This is a genomic window from Mesorhizobium sp. WSM4833, assembly GCF_055811095.1.
Genome location: NZ_JBVVQG010000010.1, coordinates 141,148 through 155,791, shown reverse-complemented (window position 1 = coordinate 155,791; position 14,644 = coordinate 141,148). Strand labels below are relative to the sequence as shown.

16 protein-coding genes are annotated in these 14,644 nt (G+C 64.2%); 11 read left to right on the top strand and 5 right to left on the bottom strand.

Translation table 11 applies throughout. The features are described 5' to 3' along the window. Positions 1–12: 12 nt before the first annotated feature. The 3 genes from AC0L2D_RS21470 to AC0L2D_RS21460 form a co-directional block, all read right to left on the bottom strand. Complete coding sequence (locus tag AC0L2D_RS21470) at positions 13–783, bottom strand: sulfite exporter TauE/SafE family protein (RefSeq protein WP_064995914.1); 771 nt, start codon at positions 781–783, stop codon at positions 13–15. A gap of 118 nt (positions 784–901) precedes the next feature. Beyond that, a complete protein-coding gene (locus AC0L2D_RS21465) occupies positions 902–1,630 on the bottom strand; it encodes a class I SAM-dependent methyltransferase (RefSeq protein WP_024502917.1) in 729 nt (242 codons plus the stop codon). Positions 1,631–1,695: 65 nt separating this feature from the next. Continuing rightward, positions 1,696–2,175, bottom strand: coding sequence for an Lrp/AsnC family transcriptional regulator (locus tag AC0L2D_RS21460; protein WP_013529131.1), 480 nt, complete (start codon positions 2,173–2,175; stop codon positions 1,696–1,698). A gap of 135 nt (positions 2,176–2,310) precedes the next feature. On the opposite strand from AC0L2D_RS21460, the gene AC0L2D_RS21455 reads away from it, so the two are divergent. The 9 genes from AC0L2D_RS21455 (at position 2,311) to AC0L2D_RS21415 (ending at position 10,324) form a co-directional block, all read left to right on the top strand. Next, the gene (locus AC0L2D_RS21455) at positions 2,311–3,228 is read left to right on the top strand and encodes a DMT family transporter (protein ID WP_013529130.1); all 918 of its coding nucleotides are present in this window, start codon (positions 2,311–2,313) and stop codon (positions 3,226–3,228) included. 134 nt (positions 3,229–3,362) lie between these two features. Continuing rightward, positions 3,363–4,010, top strand: coding sequence for a thiamine phosphate synthase (locus AC0L2D_RS21450; protein WP_473542301.1), 648 nt, complete (start codon positions 3,363–3,365; stop codon positions 4,008–4,010). Position 4,011: 1 nt separating this feature from the next. Further along, positions 4,012–5,052: a tetratricopeptide repeat protein gene (locus AC0L2D_RS21445; protein ID WP_013529128.1), complete on the top strand. Its 1,041-nt coding sequence runs from the start codon at positions 4,012–4,014 to the stop codon at positions 5,050–5,052. Between the two features lie 174 nt (positions 5,053–5,226). After that, on the top strand, positions 5,227–5,793 hold the full coding sequence (efp, locus tag AC0L2D_RS21440; RefSeq protein WP_013529127.1) for an elongation factor P: 567 nt from the start codon (positions 5,227–5,229) through the stop codon (positions 5,791–5,793). A gap of 85 nt (positions 5,794–5,878) precedes the next feature. Next, entirely contained in the window at positions 5,879–6,679 is an 801-nt protein-coding gene (locus AC0L2D_RS21435; RefSeq protein ID WP_013529126.1) for an inositol monophosphatase family protein, read from the top strand. 122 nt (positions 6,680–6,801) lie between these two features. Next, positions 6,802–7,488 (top strand): PAQR family membrane homeostasis protein TrhA, encoded by a 687-nt coding sequence (gene trhA / locus AC0L2D_RS21430; RefSeq protein WP_473542299.1) that lies wholly within the window; start codon positions 6,802–6,804, stop codon positions 7,486–7,488. Positions 7,489–7,592: 104 nt separating this feature from the next. Beyond that, on the top strand, positions 7,593–8,618 hold the full coding sequence (locus AC0L2D_RS21425; RefSeq protein ID WP_013529124.1) for a MotA/TolQ/ExbB proton channel family protein: 1,026 nt from the start codon (positions 7,593–7,595) through the stop codon (positions 8,616–8,618). A 1-nt stretch (position 8,619) separates the two neighbouring features. Further along, a complete protein-coding gene (locus AC0L2D_RS21420; protein WP_063173252.1) occupies positions 8,620–9,651 on the top strand; it encodes a peptidoglycan -binding protein in 1,032 nt (343 codons plus the stop codon). 238 nt (positions 9,652–9,889) lie between these two features. Next, entirely contained in the window at positions 9,890–10,324 is a 435-nt protein-coding gene (locus AC0L2D_RS21415) for a hypothetical protein (protein ID WP_473542297.1), read from the top strand. 75 nt (positions 10,325–10,399) lie between these two features. Here the strand turns inward: AC0L2D_RS21415 and AC0L2D_RS21410 are convergent, their stop codons facing one another. Further along, positions 10,400–10,753 (bottom strand): DUF1304 domain-containing protein, encoded by a 354-nt coding sequence (locus AC0L2D_RS21410; protein ID WP_063169204.1) that lies wholly within the window; start codon positions 10,751–10,753, stop codon positions 10,400–10,402. 139 nt (positions 10,754–10,892) lie between these two features. Here AC0L2D_RS21410 and AC0L2D_RS21405 point away from each other — a divergent pair, with 139 nt between their 5' ends. Then, a complete protein-coding gene (locus tag AC0L2D_RS21405; RefSeq protein WP_473542294.1) occupies positions 10,893–12,380 on the top strand; it encodes a carboxypeptidase M32 in 1,488 nt (495 codons plus the stop codon). 27 nt (positions 12,381–12,407) lie between these two features. Here the strand turns inward: AC0L2D_RS21405 and AC0L2D_RS21400 are convergent, their stop codons facing one another. Continuing rightward, positions 12,408–14,207, bottom strand: a complete 1,800-nt coding sequence (locus AC0L2D_RS21400) for an ABC transporter transmembrane domain-containing protein (protein WP_473542292.1) — start codon at positions 14,205–14,207, stop codon at positions 12,408–12,410. Between the two features lie 206 nt (positions 14,208–14,413). Here AC0L2D_RS21400 and rpmE point away from each other — a divergent pair, with 206 nt between their 5' ends. Then, positions 14,414–14,635 (top strand): 50S ribosomal protein L31, encoded by a 222-nt coding sequence (gene rpmE, locus AC0L2D_RS21395; RefSeq protein WP_013529118.1) that lies wholly within the window; start codon positions 14,414–14,416, stop codon positions 14,633–14,635. Positions 14,636–14,644 lie beyond the last annotated feature (9 nt).

Below are 14,644 nucleotides of genomic sequence, written 5' to 3'. Positions count from 1 at the left end.
GCGGCGGCCTTTCTACATCAGGCCGACAATGCCATCCCACAGCAGCTTCAGCGCCACGACCGCGACGGTTGCGTAGGTGAAGGGATAGAACGTTTCCGGCCGCATGCGGCGCACCAGCCACGCTCCGGCGATGGTCGACAGCGGCGCCAGCGGCATCAGCACCGCCGATGCCGTCAGATTGGCGGTGTCGAACTGGCCGAGCGCGAAATAGGGCACCAGCTTCAGCGCGTTGGTGGCGGCAAAGAAGATCGCTGCGGTGCCCGACAGAACTTTCGGATCGAGACGGATCGGCAAGGCATAGACCTGGAAGGGCGGACCGCCGACATGGGCAACGAAGCTGGTGAAGCCGGCGACCGTGCCCCAGATGGCGGCGGCCACGCGGTTGGGCGCGGCCGCGTGATCGGCGCCGTGGCGGAACTGCAGATAGAGCCAGCGCAGGACGAAGATGATGGCGACGGCGCCAACGATCAGCCGCACCGCCTCTTCGGTCACCAGTGCCGCCGTCAGCCAGCCAAGGCCGATGCCGATGACGGCGCCCGGCATCATGTCGACCAGCATCTTGCGGTCGTAAACGCCCCACCACGTCCACACCGAGACGATGTCCATCAGGCACAGGATCGGCAGCAGGATGGCCGCCGCCTGCACCGGCGGCATGGTCAGCGCCATCAGCGGCACGCCGACGAAACCGACGGCACCGCCAAAGCCGCCCTTCGACAGGCCGACCAGAATGACCGCCGGAATGGCGGCCGCATAGAACCACGGATCGAGAAGCAGGCCTGACATGGGAGGGGACTGGTCCGGAGGGAAAGCGTGTCGACGCTTGAATAGCCCAGAATGTCGGGCGGAGCGACAGCAAATATGAGCGTGGCGGCCGCACATGCGGGCCGACGCAGGCCTGTGCCTACCGACGCGCCGAGACCAGCAGGAACATCGGCCGCTCGAGCTCTTCCGCCAGTTCGGGTTTGGCCGCGATCTGCTCTGATGTCGGACGGAACTCCTCGACATGCGCGATGGTGAAGCCGGCCTGCAGGAGAGCGTTGAGCGTGGTGCCGATCGTGCGGTGATGTTTCACGACGCCCTTCGCCAGCCAGTCCGTGCTGCGCGGTCCTTCCACCAGATACTGGTCGACAGGCCACGTCTTTCGGCCTTCGCTATCGATCACCCAGCCGGGTTTGGTCGGCGCCATGAAGATCGGATGTTCCGTCGAAAAGACGAAATGCCCGCCAGGCGCCAGGGCCCGATGCACGGTCCCGAACAGACGCGACACATCCTCGACATAGTGCAAGGCGAGCGAACTGTAGACGAGATCGAAGCTGGCTTCCGGCAGGCTGAGCCGATCGAGATCGGCCGTCTCATAGCTTATCCCTGCATCCGGGCCGGCGGCCCTTGCTCGGGCAAGCATCTTCTCCGACAGGTCCAGGCCAAGCACCTGCGCCGCCCCATGCTCGCGTGCCCAGCGGCAGAACCAGCCGAAGCCGCAGCCGAGATCGACGACCCTCAAGCCGCCGACATCGGGCAGCATCGCGCGCATTGCCGGCCACTCGGCGGCACCCTCCAGCCCTTCGACCGAACGGCCGAGTTGGCTGTAGCCTGCGAAGAAATCCTCACGGTCGTATATGTTCTGCGCCATGACAGTCTCGGTCTCATTTGGTCGGCACACTAACCAAGCGGCCACCGGCTTTCCACCCGGCTCGATCAGGAGGCATGCAAGACCTTTGCCCTATCCCGAGAAGCAGCCGCGTCCAGCGGTGGCGGCCGCCGCCGGATCGGCTGCGCCTTGATGATGGCGGTGCTTGTCTCCGCCTTGTCGGCGATACGGTCGAGAATCCCGTCGAGATCGCCGATCGAGCGTACGAACAGCCGGGCGACGAAGCAGTCATCGCCCGTCACCTTGTCGCATTCGCCGAATTCGGGGATGTCCTCGATCAGCTTCTGAACGATGTGCAGCTTCCCCGGCAGAGGCCGGATGCGCACGATCGCCTGCAAGGTATAGCCGAGCGCGAGCGGATCGATCTCGACGGTGAACGCCCGGATGACGCCGCGCTCCTCGAGTCGTCGCAGCCGCTCCGAAACGCTTGGCGACGACAGCCCGACCTGGGCGGCCAGCTCCTTCAGCGAGGTCCGCGCATCCTTGACCAGGATTTCAAGGAGATTTCGGTCGAGATCGTCCAGCATCTTTTTCCTTTTCCCGACAGCTGGGAGCTTTCCCCTAATATAATTAGGCCAATAGGCCATACACCCTTTCCAATCTGATGGAAAGCTTCGCGACCGCATGAGATTATGGCGGCTCAACCGATACGGAGGTTTGTTGTGAACGAGACAGTACGCGGCACGGTCGAAATGTCCGCCGCAATGGCCATCCTGGGAACGATCGGATGGTTCGTCGTCCTGTCCGGCCAGCCGATCATGGATGTGGTGTTTTGGCGTTGCGCTTTCGGGGCGCTGACGCTGCTCATCATCTGCGCCGGGCTGGGGTTGCTGCGCAACAGGCTGTCGCTGCGCATCATCGGCATCGCCGCGCTCGGCGGCGTCGCCATCGTCTTCAACTGGCTTTTGCTGTTCAGCGCTTTCTCGCGCGCGTCGATCTCGATCGCCACCGCCGTCTACAACACGCAGCCCTTCATGCTGGTCGGCTTCGGCGCGCTCTTCTTCGCCGAGCGGCTGAGCCTGACCAAGCTGACCTGGCTGACCATCGCCTTCGCCGGCATGGTGCTGATCGTGCAGTCGGCTCCCGATGCCGGCCCCAATGCCGGCATGGCCGGCACGGATTATTTCACCGGCATCGTCATGGCGTTGGGCGCGGCCTTCTTCTGGGCCGTCGCCGCCATCGTCACCAAGAAGCTCAAGGGCACGCCACCGCATCTGATTGCGCTGATCCAGGTCTGCGTCGGCGTCGTCATGCTGGCGCCGTTCGCCAATCTATCCCGGCTTCCAGCCGATGCCTGGAGCTGGACCATGCTGGCGACGCTCGGCATCGTCCACACCGGCCTGATGTACATACTGATGTACGGCGCCATCCAGAAGCTGCCGACGCATCTGCAGGGATCGCTGTCGTTCATCTATCCCGTCGTCGCCATCCTGGTCGACGTCGTCGCCTTCGGCCATCGGCTGCATCTGAGCCAGGTCGTCGGCGCCACCGCCATCCTGATCGCCGCCGCCGGCATGAATCTCGGCTGGACGCTGTGGAAGGGCAAACCGCCCGTCGCGAGCCCGCACCCGATCAAGTGAAGCGGCCCGCCGGCTGCCCGGCGGATCAAACATCGCGATCCCGGCTGCCCGCCTGTTCAAGGCGGGCACTTTGCTCTATGCCGCAATCCAACCATCTTCGCCCGGCATAGGCGAAACGCGGGACCCGAAGAACCATGAATGAAGCAACGCCCCCCAATCGCTGTCGCATCGTGCTGATCGCGCCGCCCGGCGTGCCGGCGGCCCGTATTGTCACGGCATTCGATGGTGGCGATGTCGCTTCGCTGATCCTGCCCGAGAACGGCATGGATGAAGCCTCGTTCCAGGCTTTCGCCGAACGGATCGTGCCGGCAGCGCAAGCCGCCGGCGTTGCTGTCATCATCGCCGGCGACACCCGCATAGCCGGCCGCGTCCAGGCCGACGGCATCCATGTCGAAGTCTCCAAGGCCGAACTCGCCGAGACGATCGAGCATTTCCAGGCAAAGATGATGGTCGGCACCGGAGGCGCCAAGACGCGTGACGACGCGCTCGAGCTTGGCGAGACGCGGCCAGACTACATTTTCTTCGGCCGCTTCGGCTACGACAACAAGCCCGAACCGCACCCGCGCAACCTGTCGCTCGGCGCATGGTGGGCGGACATGATCCAGATCCCTTGCATCGTCATGGCCGGATCCGACATCGCCTCGGTCGAAGCCGTGGGCGCCACCGGCGCTGAATTCGTGGCGCTGTCGATCGGCGTGTTCGCCGACGGCACCGACCCCAGGACAGCGGTCGCCACCGCCAACGCGCTGCTCGACGAGACTGCGCCGCGCTTCGAGGACTGAAATGTCATCGGCGACGCTTCCCCTCCAGGCTCTGCTTGCGGTGCTGATGGTCCAGGCGGCGGCCGCGGAGACCATCCCCTTGCCGCAGCCCAAGCCGGAAATCGGCGTCCACACCGATAAGCCGATCGACAAGCCGTTGCCGCAGCCCGCCACCACGGCCGAACCTGCGCCGCTGCCGTCGGCCGACGCCGTCAATCCCGACCGCTTCGGCGCAAAACCCGCCGACGCGGCCTATGGCGCCTTTCAGCGCGGCCTCTACAAGACAGCTTACAATCTGGCATTGGTCCGGGCGCAAAACGGCGACCCGGCGGCGCAGACCCTGGTGGCCGAGATCCTGTCGCGAGGTCTCGGTGTACCGGTCAATTCGGCGCAGGCGGCGAAATGGTACGCCTTGGCCGCCGAACAGGGTGTGCCGGAATCGCAGTTCCAGTATGCGCTGATGCTGCTCGACGGCCGCTATGTCAAAAAGGATGGAAAAGAGGCCTACGCCCTGATGCAGGCCGCAGCCGAAGCCGGCAACCGGCTGGCGCAATTCAATTTCGCGCAGATGCTGGTCCAGCAGGACCCCGGCGACGCCGGTATGGCCAAGGCGGTCTCCTACTATGAACGCGCCGCTGCGACCGGCCTCGCGGACGCGCAATATGCAATGTCGCAGATCTACGCCAACGGTGTCGGCGGCAAGCCACGCGACGATGCCCAGGCAAGGCGCCTGCTGGCTCAGGCCGCAAGGCAGAACTACGACACCGCGCAAATCGATCTCGCCGCCTGGATGATCGAAGGCCGCGGCGGTGCGCGCGACCTGAAATCCGCCTTCGGCTGGATGAAGCAGGCGGCGGAGGGCGGCAATGTTGCCGCCCAGAACCGCCTGGCCAAGCTCTATATGCAAGGCATCGGCACCGATCCGGACCTGGTCCTTGCCGGTGCCTGGTACATCATTGCCCGCCGCGCCGGCCTCATCGATCCGCAGATGGACGACTTCCTGCAGGGGCTGGACGACGACCAAACCAAGCAGGCGCTGCAGAAGGCCAACCGGCTGCCTTGACGGCAGCCCGCGCGGTCATTGCGAGTGTCACCTCGGCTCCCCTCGCCTGGCACCAACCTGCCCGCTCCCTTGCCTCTTCTGGCGATTTGTGGTCTTGGGAGCCCGAAATCGCTTTCCCAGCGAATATCCCTTACCGACGGCGTGGCCGTAGGCATCATTCCGGATCATCTCATCATGGCCAAGATCAATGGCAACGAAATCCGTCCCGGCTATGTCATCGAGCATGATGGCGGCCTTTGGGTGGCGGTCAGGACCAACACCGTCAAGCCTGGCAAGGGCGGCGCCTACAATCAGGTCGAACTGAAGAATCTCATCAACGGCACCAAGCTCAACGAGCGCTTCCGCTCGGCCGAGACGGTCGAACAGATCCGGCTCGACCTGAAGGATTTTTCCTTCCTCTACGCGCAGGAAGACGCCCTGGTGTTCATGGATACCCAGAGCTACGAGCAGCTCGAATTGAACAAGGACTTCGTCGGCGATCGCGCCGCCTTCCTGCAGGACGGCATGATGGTAACGGTCCAGCTCTACGAAGAGCGGCCGATCGGCATTTCGCTGCCCGACTATGTGACGCTGACCATCACCGAGGCCGACCCGGTGGTGAAGGGCCAGACGGCGGCATCGTCCTACAAGCCGGCGATCCTGGAGAACGGCATCCGCGTCCTGGTGCCGCCCTTCATCGGCGCCGGCGAACGCATCATCGTCGACACCAACGAAATCACTTACGTGCGCCGCGCCGACTGACGCATGTCACCCAAAAGTGGCCCGGTTCCGGGTCACCGACATGCATCGAGGCAGAATTTAAAGCGCAGCACCGGGAAAAAGCACTATGGCACGCTCAGCCCTTCTCAACGTCATGGTCCAGGCCGCAATGAAGGCCGGCCGCTCGCTGTCGCGCGACTTCGGCGAAGTGCAGAACCTGCAGGTCTCGATGAAGGGCCCCGGCGACTATGTCAGCCAGGCCGACCGCAAGGCCGAGGACATCGTCTTCGCCGAACTGTCCAAGGCACGGCCCGGCTATTCCTTCCTGATGGAGGAGCGCGGCGTGGTCGAAGGCGACGACGGCCAGCATCGCTGGATCGTCGACCCGCTCGACGGCACCACCAATTTCCTGCACGGCATTCCGCTCTTTGCCGTTTCGATCGCGCTGGAGCGCCAGGGCCAGATCGTTGCCGGCGTCATCTACAATCCGGCGATGGACGAACTCTACACCTGCGAACGCGGCGGCGGCGCCTTCATGAACGACCGCCGCTTGCGCGTCGCCGGCCGCATCAAGCTGGTCGACACGGTCATCGGCTGCGGCATGCCGCATCTCGGCCGCGGCCACCACGGCAATTTCCTCGTCGAGCTGCGCAACGTCATGGCCGAGGTTTCCGGCGTCCGCCGCCTCGGCTCCGCATCGCTCGATCTCGCCTATGTCGCTGCCGGCCGCATGGATGGCTTCTGGGAAACCGGCCTGTCTGCCTGGGATATCGCCGCCGGGCTGCTTTTGATCCGCGAGGCGGGCGGCTTCGTCTCCGACATGGATGGCGGCCAGGACATGCTCGACAACGGTTCGGTCGTCGCCGGCAACGAGATCATCCAGCGCGCTTTGCTCAAGGTCGTGAAGAAGCCGCTCTCCTCTCGTTGACAGGCAAGCCGCGCCGACAAACCGCCGCGCTGATGCGCCGCAGTCGCAAAACCGCAACGGAAGCTTGAAATACTGCCCGGCGAGCGCCCAGATTGGAGGGCGCGGCGCAGGAACCCGGCTTAGTGAGAGACAACGAACCCTACCCCGATATCCCGTTCATCGGACGCTGGCACTATTCGCGTGCCGAGATGATCGCTGACGGTATCGTCCACGCGGTCGGCATCGTGCTGGCGATATCGGCCGGTTCCGCGCTGCTGGCGCTGGCGGCGTTTCGTGTCGGACCCGGCGAATACATCGCCGCCGCCTTCTACGTGGTTTCGCTGCTCACCGTGCTCTCGGTGTCGATGACCTACAATCTGTGGCCGGTCTCGTCGCCGGCAAAATGGGTGTTGCGGCGTTTCGACCACGCCGCGATCTATCTGCTGATCGCCGCGACCTATACGCCTTTCCTGGCGCAGCTCGAAGGCTCGCCGCTGGCGCGCTGGATGATCGTGCTGGTCTGGACCGCGGCAGCGCTGGGCATTGCCATCAAGGTGCTTTTTCCCGGCCGTTTCGACCGGCTGGCGATCGGCTTCTATCTGGCCATTGGCTGGAGCGGCATCATCCTGGTCAAGCCGCTTGTCCAGACGCTGCCGACGACATCGATAGCGCTGATCGTTGCCGGCGGCATCGTCTACTCCTGCGGCGTCATCTTCTTCGCCTGGAAGGGGCTGCGCTTCCACAATGCGCTGTGGCACGGTTTCGTCGTCACCGGCGCCAGCCTGCATCTGGCCGCCATGGTCGACTGTCTGGTCATCAATCGCCTCTGACACTATCGACGCGGCAATATTGCCAAGCGCCATTCAATTTGGTCACAATTCCGTTTAGAGTCGCGGTTTACGTGATCGGCGGCGGCATCGGAAACGGGGCACGGATGGCTTTTCTCAGATCCTTCGGCATGGGCAGACGTTCTGATGTCCTGATCTACGACCCGCATAAATTATCGAGCCCGCAGGTCTTTCTGCTGACCATGGTGATCTTCCTGGTCATCGTCGCCTTCATCGCCGCCATCCTCACCCGACAGATCTCAACCGCCTTTGGCAGCAATCCCGGCCTCAATGGCCTGATCGTCGGCGTGCTGGTGGTCGGCATCCTTTTGGCCTTCGCCCAGGTCGGGCGACTGTTTCGCGAAGTGCGCTGGGTCAACTCCTTCCGTGCCGGCTCGGAGACGACCGAACCGGTGCTGCTGGCGCCAATGAAGGCGATGATCGGCCGTTCCTCGGCGATGGCCTTCTCGACCAGTTCGATGCGCACCATGCTCGATTCCATCGCCACGCGCCTCGACGAAAGCCGCGACACCTCGCGCTATCTCGTCGGCCTGCTGGTGTTCCTCGGCCTGCTCGGCACCTTCTGGGGACTGTTGAACACCATCGGCTCGATCCGCGAAACCATCGAATCGCTCGATCCCGGCACCGGTGACGCCGCCGCGGTGCTCGATTCCCTGAAGCAGGGGCTTTCGGCGCCGCTGGCCGGCATGGGCACCGCCTTCTCGTCCTCGCTGTTCGGCCTCTCCGGCTCGCTGGTGCTCGGCTTCCTCGACCTGCAGGCCGGCCGCGCCCAGACGCGCTTCTACACCGAACTGGAAAACTGGCTTTCCTCGGTCACCGACCTGTCGTCGGACATCGTCGTCGCCGACCCGGCCAAAACCGAATCCTCCGACGAGATCCGGGTGCTGTCGGAACGGCTGCGCTCGATGCAGGAGAATGGCGGCGGCTCCAACCCGCGCGTCGCCACCGCCATGGCCAATCTCGCCGACGGCATTTCCGGCCTGGTCAAGAATATGCGCTCGGAACAGCAGATCATGCGCGACTGGGTCGAGGCCCAGTCCGACGAGCAGAAGGCGATGCGCAACACGCTGGAAAAGATCGCCGATGCCCTGAAGAAGCCCGGAGTGCACTGAAGTGGCGCTCGCCAGGGGCCGGCGCACCGATCGCCGCATCGACTATTGGCCGGGCTTCGTCGACGCGCTGTCGACGCTGCTTTTGGCGATCATGTTCCTGCTCACGGTCTTCGTGCTGGCGCAGTTCCTGCTGGGACGCGAAATCTCCGGCAAGGATACGGCGCTCTCGCGCCTCAACTCGCAGATCAACGAACTGACCCAACTGCTGGCGCTGGAGCGCTCGACGGCGCAGGACAAGGATGATTCCCTGGCCAATCTGCAGGCGTCGCTGTCGGCCGCGCAAGCGGAAAAGAGCCGGCTCGAACAGTTGCTGGCGCAAGGTGCCGGTGCCGGCGACGCCGCCAATCAGCGTGCAGCGGCGCTCGGCGGCGAACTCGACAGCCAGCGCCAGATCAGCCAGCAGGCGCTGAGCCAGGTCGAGATCCTCAACCAGCAGATCGCGGCACTGCGCAAGCAGATCGGCGCGCTCGAGGATGCGCTCAACGTCTCCGAAATCCGCGACCGCGATTCCAACACCAAGATCGCCGATCTCGGCCGCCGCCTCAACGTCGCGCTGGCGCAGCGCGTGCAGGAGTTGAACCGCTACCGCTCCGACTTCTTCGGCCGTTTGCGCGAAATCCTCGCCGACCGCGAGAACATCCGCATCGTCGGCGACCGCTTCGTCTTCCAGTCGGAAGTGCTGTTCCCGACCGGCTCCGAGGTGATCAACGATGCCGGCAAGGTCGAGATGAAGAAACTCGCCGACGCCATCATCGAGTTGCAGAAGGAAATCCCGCCCGAGATCAACTGGGTGCTGCGCGTCGACGGCCATACCGACAACAAGCCGCTCTCCGGCACCGGCCGCTACCGCGACAATTGGGAACTGTCGACGGCGCGTTCGACCTCGGTGGTGAAATTTCTGATCGAGAACGGCGTGCCGGCCAACCGCCTGGTCGCGGCAGGCTTCGGTGAGTTCCAGCCGCTCGATCCCGCCGACACCGAAGAGGCGCGCAACAAGAACCGCCGTATTGAACTGAAGCTCACCGAACGTTGATCCAAAATCACGCGAACTTGTTCGCCGGCTCAACCCTAGGGCGCAGATGGAGGCCGGCAAGGCCTGAAAAGATTATCTTTTTTTAATTACACATTATCGCAGGGCGGTCCTAGCCTGCCGCCCGGGCCGAGAACCGCCGGCGATGAATCCCCCTCATCGCGACGCGACGGAACCGGACGGCCCAAGGCTGGAAGGCAGGCGGACAACCGCCGCCTCCCTCTACAAGAGGAGACGCGTGATGCGCTCTTTCACTCCCAAGACCTCGCTTAGAACTGCAACACTCACGGCGCTCCTCATCGCCGTTCCGCTTGCCGGCGCCTATGCCGCGGGCCATCACAAGGGCGCTCTCGACGCGACCGATCCAACCGATATGACTGGCCCGCGTGTCGAGGCGCTTATCCAACAGGTGCAGGGCGTCCGGCAGGGCATCGTGGACGCAAGACAGGCCAACAACATCACCCCGGCTGTGGCGGAACGCCTGGAAATGCGCACGGCCCACATCAGTCAGGCGGCAGAGAAAGTCGCCGCCTCCGATCACGGCAGGATACCGGCCGCGCAATACCATGATCTGCTGCGCCGTCTCGACAATGTCGACCAGCGGCTGATGATCGACATCGGCAGCGGCTTCATGATCGGCGACGGCGCCGACGGCGGCAATTACCCGAACGGCTGAGGCCATAGCGCCCGAAACGGTCCAAGAGGAAGGAACCGCCTGGCGCCTTCGAGAGCGATCCCGCGGGCGTCCTTTTTACCAGCCGAGCAATACCGCGATCAGGGCGATCACCGCCGGCACGGTCTGGATGAACAGGATCTTGCGCCCGACCGTTGCCGCGCCATAGAGGCCGGCAATGGCCACGCAAGCCAGAAAGAAGACCTTGACCTGGAAACCGGCCGCACCAAGGTATAGCCCCCAGATCAGCCCGGCGGCGAGGAACCCGTTATAGAGTCCCTGATTGGCCGCGAGCACTTTCGAGGCACTGGCGAATTCCGGGGTCAGGTTGAAAGCCTTGTGCCCGCGCGGCGTGTCCCACAGCACCATCTCCAGATAGACGATGTAGGCATGGATCAAGGCCACCAGCCCGACCAGGATGTTGCCGATCATTTTTTCCCCCTTGATGTGTTGCCGGCAGCATTTCATGCGCGGCCTCGCCTGCGCAAGGTGCATTTGCCGGACGGCATCCGAGGGTTGCCAACGCTTTTGCGTTGGTGTCTTTTCGCGCGTCCCAATCACGGAAGTCGCCATGTCCTTTCAGAAACTCGACGACCTCGGTCACAAGCTCGAAGCGCTCGAGCATGCGCTGGCCATCCTCGGTGCCGATGAGGCCACGCACATGGCCGTCGGCGGCGGCGAGAAGCGTGCCGAGGCGATGTCGGCACTGGCCGGCATGTATCACACCAGGGCAACGGCGCCCGAGATAGCAGACTGGATCGCCGCGGCCGAACAGGAAGCGCTGGGCGAGGAGCAGCGCGCCGCCGTCTCGGAACTGCGGCGGCAATACACCAACCTGACCTGCCTGCCGGTCGAATTCGTCGAACGCCAGACGACCGCGCGCATGCGTTGCGAGCAGCTGTGGCGCGGCCTGCGCGCCAAGAACGACTGGGCAGGCTTCCAGCCGGCGCTGGAGGGCGTCGTGGCGCTGGTGCGCGAGGAGGCGGCGCTGCGTGCCGATGTGCTCGGCCTGGCCCCCTATGACGCGCTGATGGAGCAGTACGACCCCGGCAACCGCACCGCCGACATCACGCCTGTGTTCACCGACCTGAAGGCTTTTCTGAAAAGTTTCGTGCCGGAGGCGCTGGCGATCCAGGATGCACGGCAGCGCAAGCGCCCGCTGAAGCCGCTTTCGGGCACCTATGCGATCGATCGGCAGCGCGAGCTCGGCCTTGCCATGATGTCGGCAGTCGGCTTCGACCTGACGCATGGGTCGCTGTCGGTGTCGCACCACCCTTTCTGCGGCGGCGTGCCGAGCGACGTGCGTATCACCACCCGCTACAAGACCTCCGACTTCCTGTCGGCGCTGATGGGCGTGCTGCACGAGACCGGCCATGCGCTCTACGAACAGAACCTGCCCAAGACATGGTCGCACTGGCCGCTCGGCAAAGCGCGCGGCATGGCCGTGCATGAAAGCCAGAGCCTGTTCGTCGAGAAGCAGCTAGGCCGCAACCCGGCCTTCTGGCGCTGGGCGCTGCCAGTGGTTGAAAAGCATCTCGGCGAAGCCTGGTCGCTCGACGACATCCTGCCGCACGTGCATCGCGTCGGACGCGGCCTGATCCGGGTCGATGCCGACGAGGTGACCTATCCCCTGCATGTCATCCTGCGCTACGAACTGGAACAGGAACTCGTCTCGGGCCGGCTGGAGGTGGCCGATCTGCCCGAAGCCTGGGACGCCAAGATGCGCGACTACCTCGGCCTTTCCACCATCGACAACCCAGCCGACGGGCCAATGCAGGACGTGCATTGGCCAGGGGCAGCTTTCGGCTACTTCCCCTCCTACACGCTTGGCGCGATGATGGCGGCACAGCAATGGGCGGCGCTGACGCGGGAGCATCTTGCCGCCGACGAGGATCTCGCCAAAGGCAATTTCGAGGCGATCAACGACTGGCGCCGCCAAAAAATCTGGTCACAGGGGTCACGCTGGTCGACGCCGGACCTGCTCGAACGCGCCACCGGCGAAAAGCTCAATGCTACCTATTTCGTGAACCATCTGAAGCAGCGCTATGGAGCCGCATAGCGGCTGTCGCCACAGCGGCAGATCTGCCTACTCCGCCGCGCCCCTGAAAGCACTGGCGCCGGTTTCAAACTGCAGCTTGGCCAGCCGCGCATAGATGCCGCCCTTGGCGACAAGGCTCTGATGCGTGCCTTCCTCGACGATCGAGCCGCCATCCATGACCAGGATCCTGTCGGCCTTCAGCACCGTTGCCAGGCGGTGGGCGATGACGATCGTGGTGCGGCCCTGCATCAGCCGTTCCAATGCCGTCTGCACCAGCGTTTCGCTTTCGGCGTCGAGTGCCGAGGTGGCCTCGTCGAGCAACAGGATCGGCGCGTCGCGCAAGATGGCACGGGCGATCGCAACCCGCTGGCGCTGACCGCCTGACAGCGTCACGCCGCGCTCGCCGACTTGGCTGTCATAGCCTTTTTCCAGCTTGAGGATGAATTCATCGGCAAGTGCATCCTTCGCCGCCGTCTCGATTTCGGCCTTGCTGGCTCCCGGCCGGCCGAAACCGATATTGTCACGCGCGCTTGCCGCGAAAATGGTGACGTCCTGCGGCACGATGGCGATGCGCTGGCGGACCGAAACGGGGTCGGCCTCGCGCACATCGACGCCGTCGATCAGGATCTTGCCTGTTTCGGGATCGTAAAAACGCAGGATCAGCGAAAACACCGTGCTCTTGCCGGCCCCTGACGGCCCGACGATCGCCACCGTCTCGCCCGGCATGACCTGAAAGCTTAAGCCGTGCACGGCGGCGCGGTCGGGCCTTGCCGGGTAGGAGAAGGAGATATTGTCGAAGACGATCGCGCCCTTGGCGACGGCCGGCAGCGGCTTCGGATCGGCGGGAGCCTGGATCGCCGGCTTCTCGGCCAGGATCTCGGTCAGCCGTTCGGCAGCACCCGCCGCTTGCGCAAGTTCGCCCCACACTTCCGACAGCGCGCCCAGCGCGCCGGCGGCGAACACCGAATAGAGCAGGAACTGGCCGAGCGTGCCTGGCGATATCGAGCCTTCGAGCACGTCGCGCGAGCCGAACCACAGCACCGCCACGACGGACGAGAAGATGGTGAAAATGGCGAAGAAGGTTAAGAAGGAGCGCGCGAAGATCGAGGAGCGTGCCGCCTCGAAAGCAGCTTCCACCGCAGCCGAGAAATGCCCGGTGACCAGCTTCTCATTGGTGAAGGCCTGCAGCGTGCGCACCGCGCCGATCTGCTCGCTGGCATAGGCGGTGGCATCGGCCAGCGTATCCTGCGCCTGGCGTGATTTGCGCCGCACCGAACGGCCGAAGGCGACCAGCGGCAGCACGATCACGGGTATTGCCGCGATGACCAGGCCGGACAGTTTCGGGCTGGTGATGACCATCATCCCCACCGCGCCAAGGCCGAGGATGACATTGCGCAGCGCCACCGAGGCCGTCGCTCCGACCGCCGACTTGACCTGCGTCGTGTCGGCGGCAAGCCGCGACACGATCTCGCCCGACTGGGCGGTGTCGAAGAAGGCAGGCGACAGCGTCGTCACATGGGCAAACACATCGCGCCTGATATCGGCGACGACGCGCTCGCCCAGCATGATGACGAAATAGTAGCGGCCGGCCGATGCTGCCGCCAGCAGGGCGGCCATAGCCACCAGCGCTGCGAAATATTCGGCAATGAAGGTCGTGCTGGACGACGAGAAGCCATGATCGATCATGCGACGCACCGCCAGCGGCAGCGCCAGCGTGGTTGCCGCCGCGATAACCAGCGAGATAATGGCGCCGACGACCAGCGTGCGGTAGTGCGTGATGTAGGGGAACAGGCGCCTGAGCGGCTTGAGCGAACGCCGGCGCTCGTCTGCGCTGGTGATTTGCGCCATCCCGATGTTTCCTCCAGCCGTCCTTGGGGTCTGCGCCTCAATATGCGCTTGCCGCGGCCTTGTGATTCAATTCCGGCTGATGTATAGGCTCGCCGACCGTTTTAGAAGCCGTGGCTCCTCAATAGCTGCGGCTTCGAGTTTTAAAAAGGGGCGCATCGACGCAGGCTTATGCCCGTCGGCAGCGCCGGCAAGCCAGGAACCGAACCATGAAGACCGACATCCATCCCGATTACCACACCATCAAGGTCGTCATGACCGACGGCACCGAATACACGACCCGTTCGACCTGGGGCAAGGAAGGCGATACGATGAACCTCGATATCGACCCGACCACCCACCCGGCCTGGACCGGCGGCCAGCAGACCCTGCTCGACCGCGGCGGCCGCCTGTCGAAGTTCAAGAAGCGTTTCGAAGGTTTCGGCATCTAATTGTATGTC

Bases quoted from the DNA above. Each gene is read 5' to 3' on its own strand.
- AC0L2D_RS21470 (WP_064995914.1), bottom strand. From the start codon at position 783: ATGTCAGGCCTGCTTCTCGATCCGTGGTTCTATGCGGCCGCCATTCCG.
- AC0L2D_RS21465 (WP_024502917.1), bottom strand. From the start codon at position 1,630: ATGGCGCAGAACATATACGACCGTGAGGATTTCTTCGCAGGCTACAGC.
- AC0L2D_RS21460 (WP_013529131.1), bottom strand. From the start codon at position 2,175: ATGCTGGACGATCTCGACCGAAATCTCCTTGAAATCCTGGTCAAGGAT.
- AC0L2D_RS21450 (WP_473542301.1), top strand. From the start codon at position 3,363: ATGAATGAAGCAACGCCCCCCAATCGCTGTCGCATCGTGCTGATCGCG.
- AC0L2D_RS21445 (WP_013529128.1), top strand. From the start codon at position 4,012: ATGTCATCGGCGACGCTTCCCCTCCAGGCTCTGCTTGCGGTGCTGATG.
- efp (WP_013529127.1), top strand. From the start codon at position 5,227: ATGGCCAAGATCAATGGCAACGAAATCCGTCCCGGCTATGTCATCGAG.
- AC0L2D_RS21435 (WP_013529126.1), top strand. From the start codon at position 5,879: ATGGCACGCTCAGCCCTTCTCAACGTCATGGTCCAGGCCGCAATGAAG.
- AC0L2D_RS21425 (WP_013529124.1), top strand. From the start codon at position 7,593: ATGGCTTTTCTCAGATCCTTCGGCATGGGCAGACGTTCTGATGTCCTG.
- AC0L2D_RS21415 (WP_473542297.1), top strand. From the start codon at position 9,890: ATGCGCTCTTTCACTCCCAAGACCTCGCTTAGAACTGCAACACTCACG.
- AC0L2D_RS21410 (WP_063169204.1), bottom strand. From the start codon at position 10,753: ATGATCGGCAACATCCTGGTCGGGCTGGTGGCCTTGATCCATGCCTAC.
- AC0L2D_RS21405 (WP_473542294.1), top strand. From the start codon at position 10,893: ATGTCCTTTCAGAAACTCGACGACCTCGGTCACAAGCTCGAAGCGCTC.
- AC0L2D_RS21400 (WP_473542292.1), bottom strand. From the start codon at position 14,207: ATGGCGCAAATCACCAGCGCAGACGAGCGCCGGCGTTCGCTCAAGCCG.
- rpmE (WP_013529118.1), top strand. From the start codon at position 14,414: ATGAAGACCGACATCCATCCCGATTACCACACCATCAAGGTCGTCATG.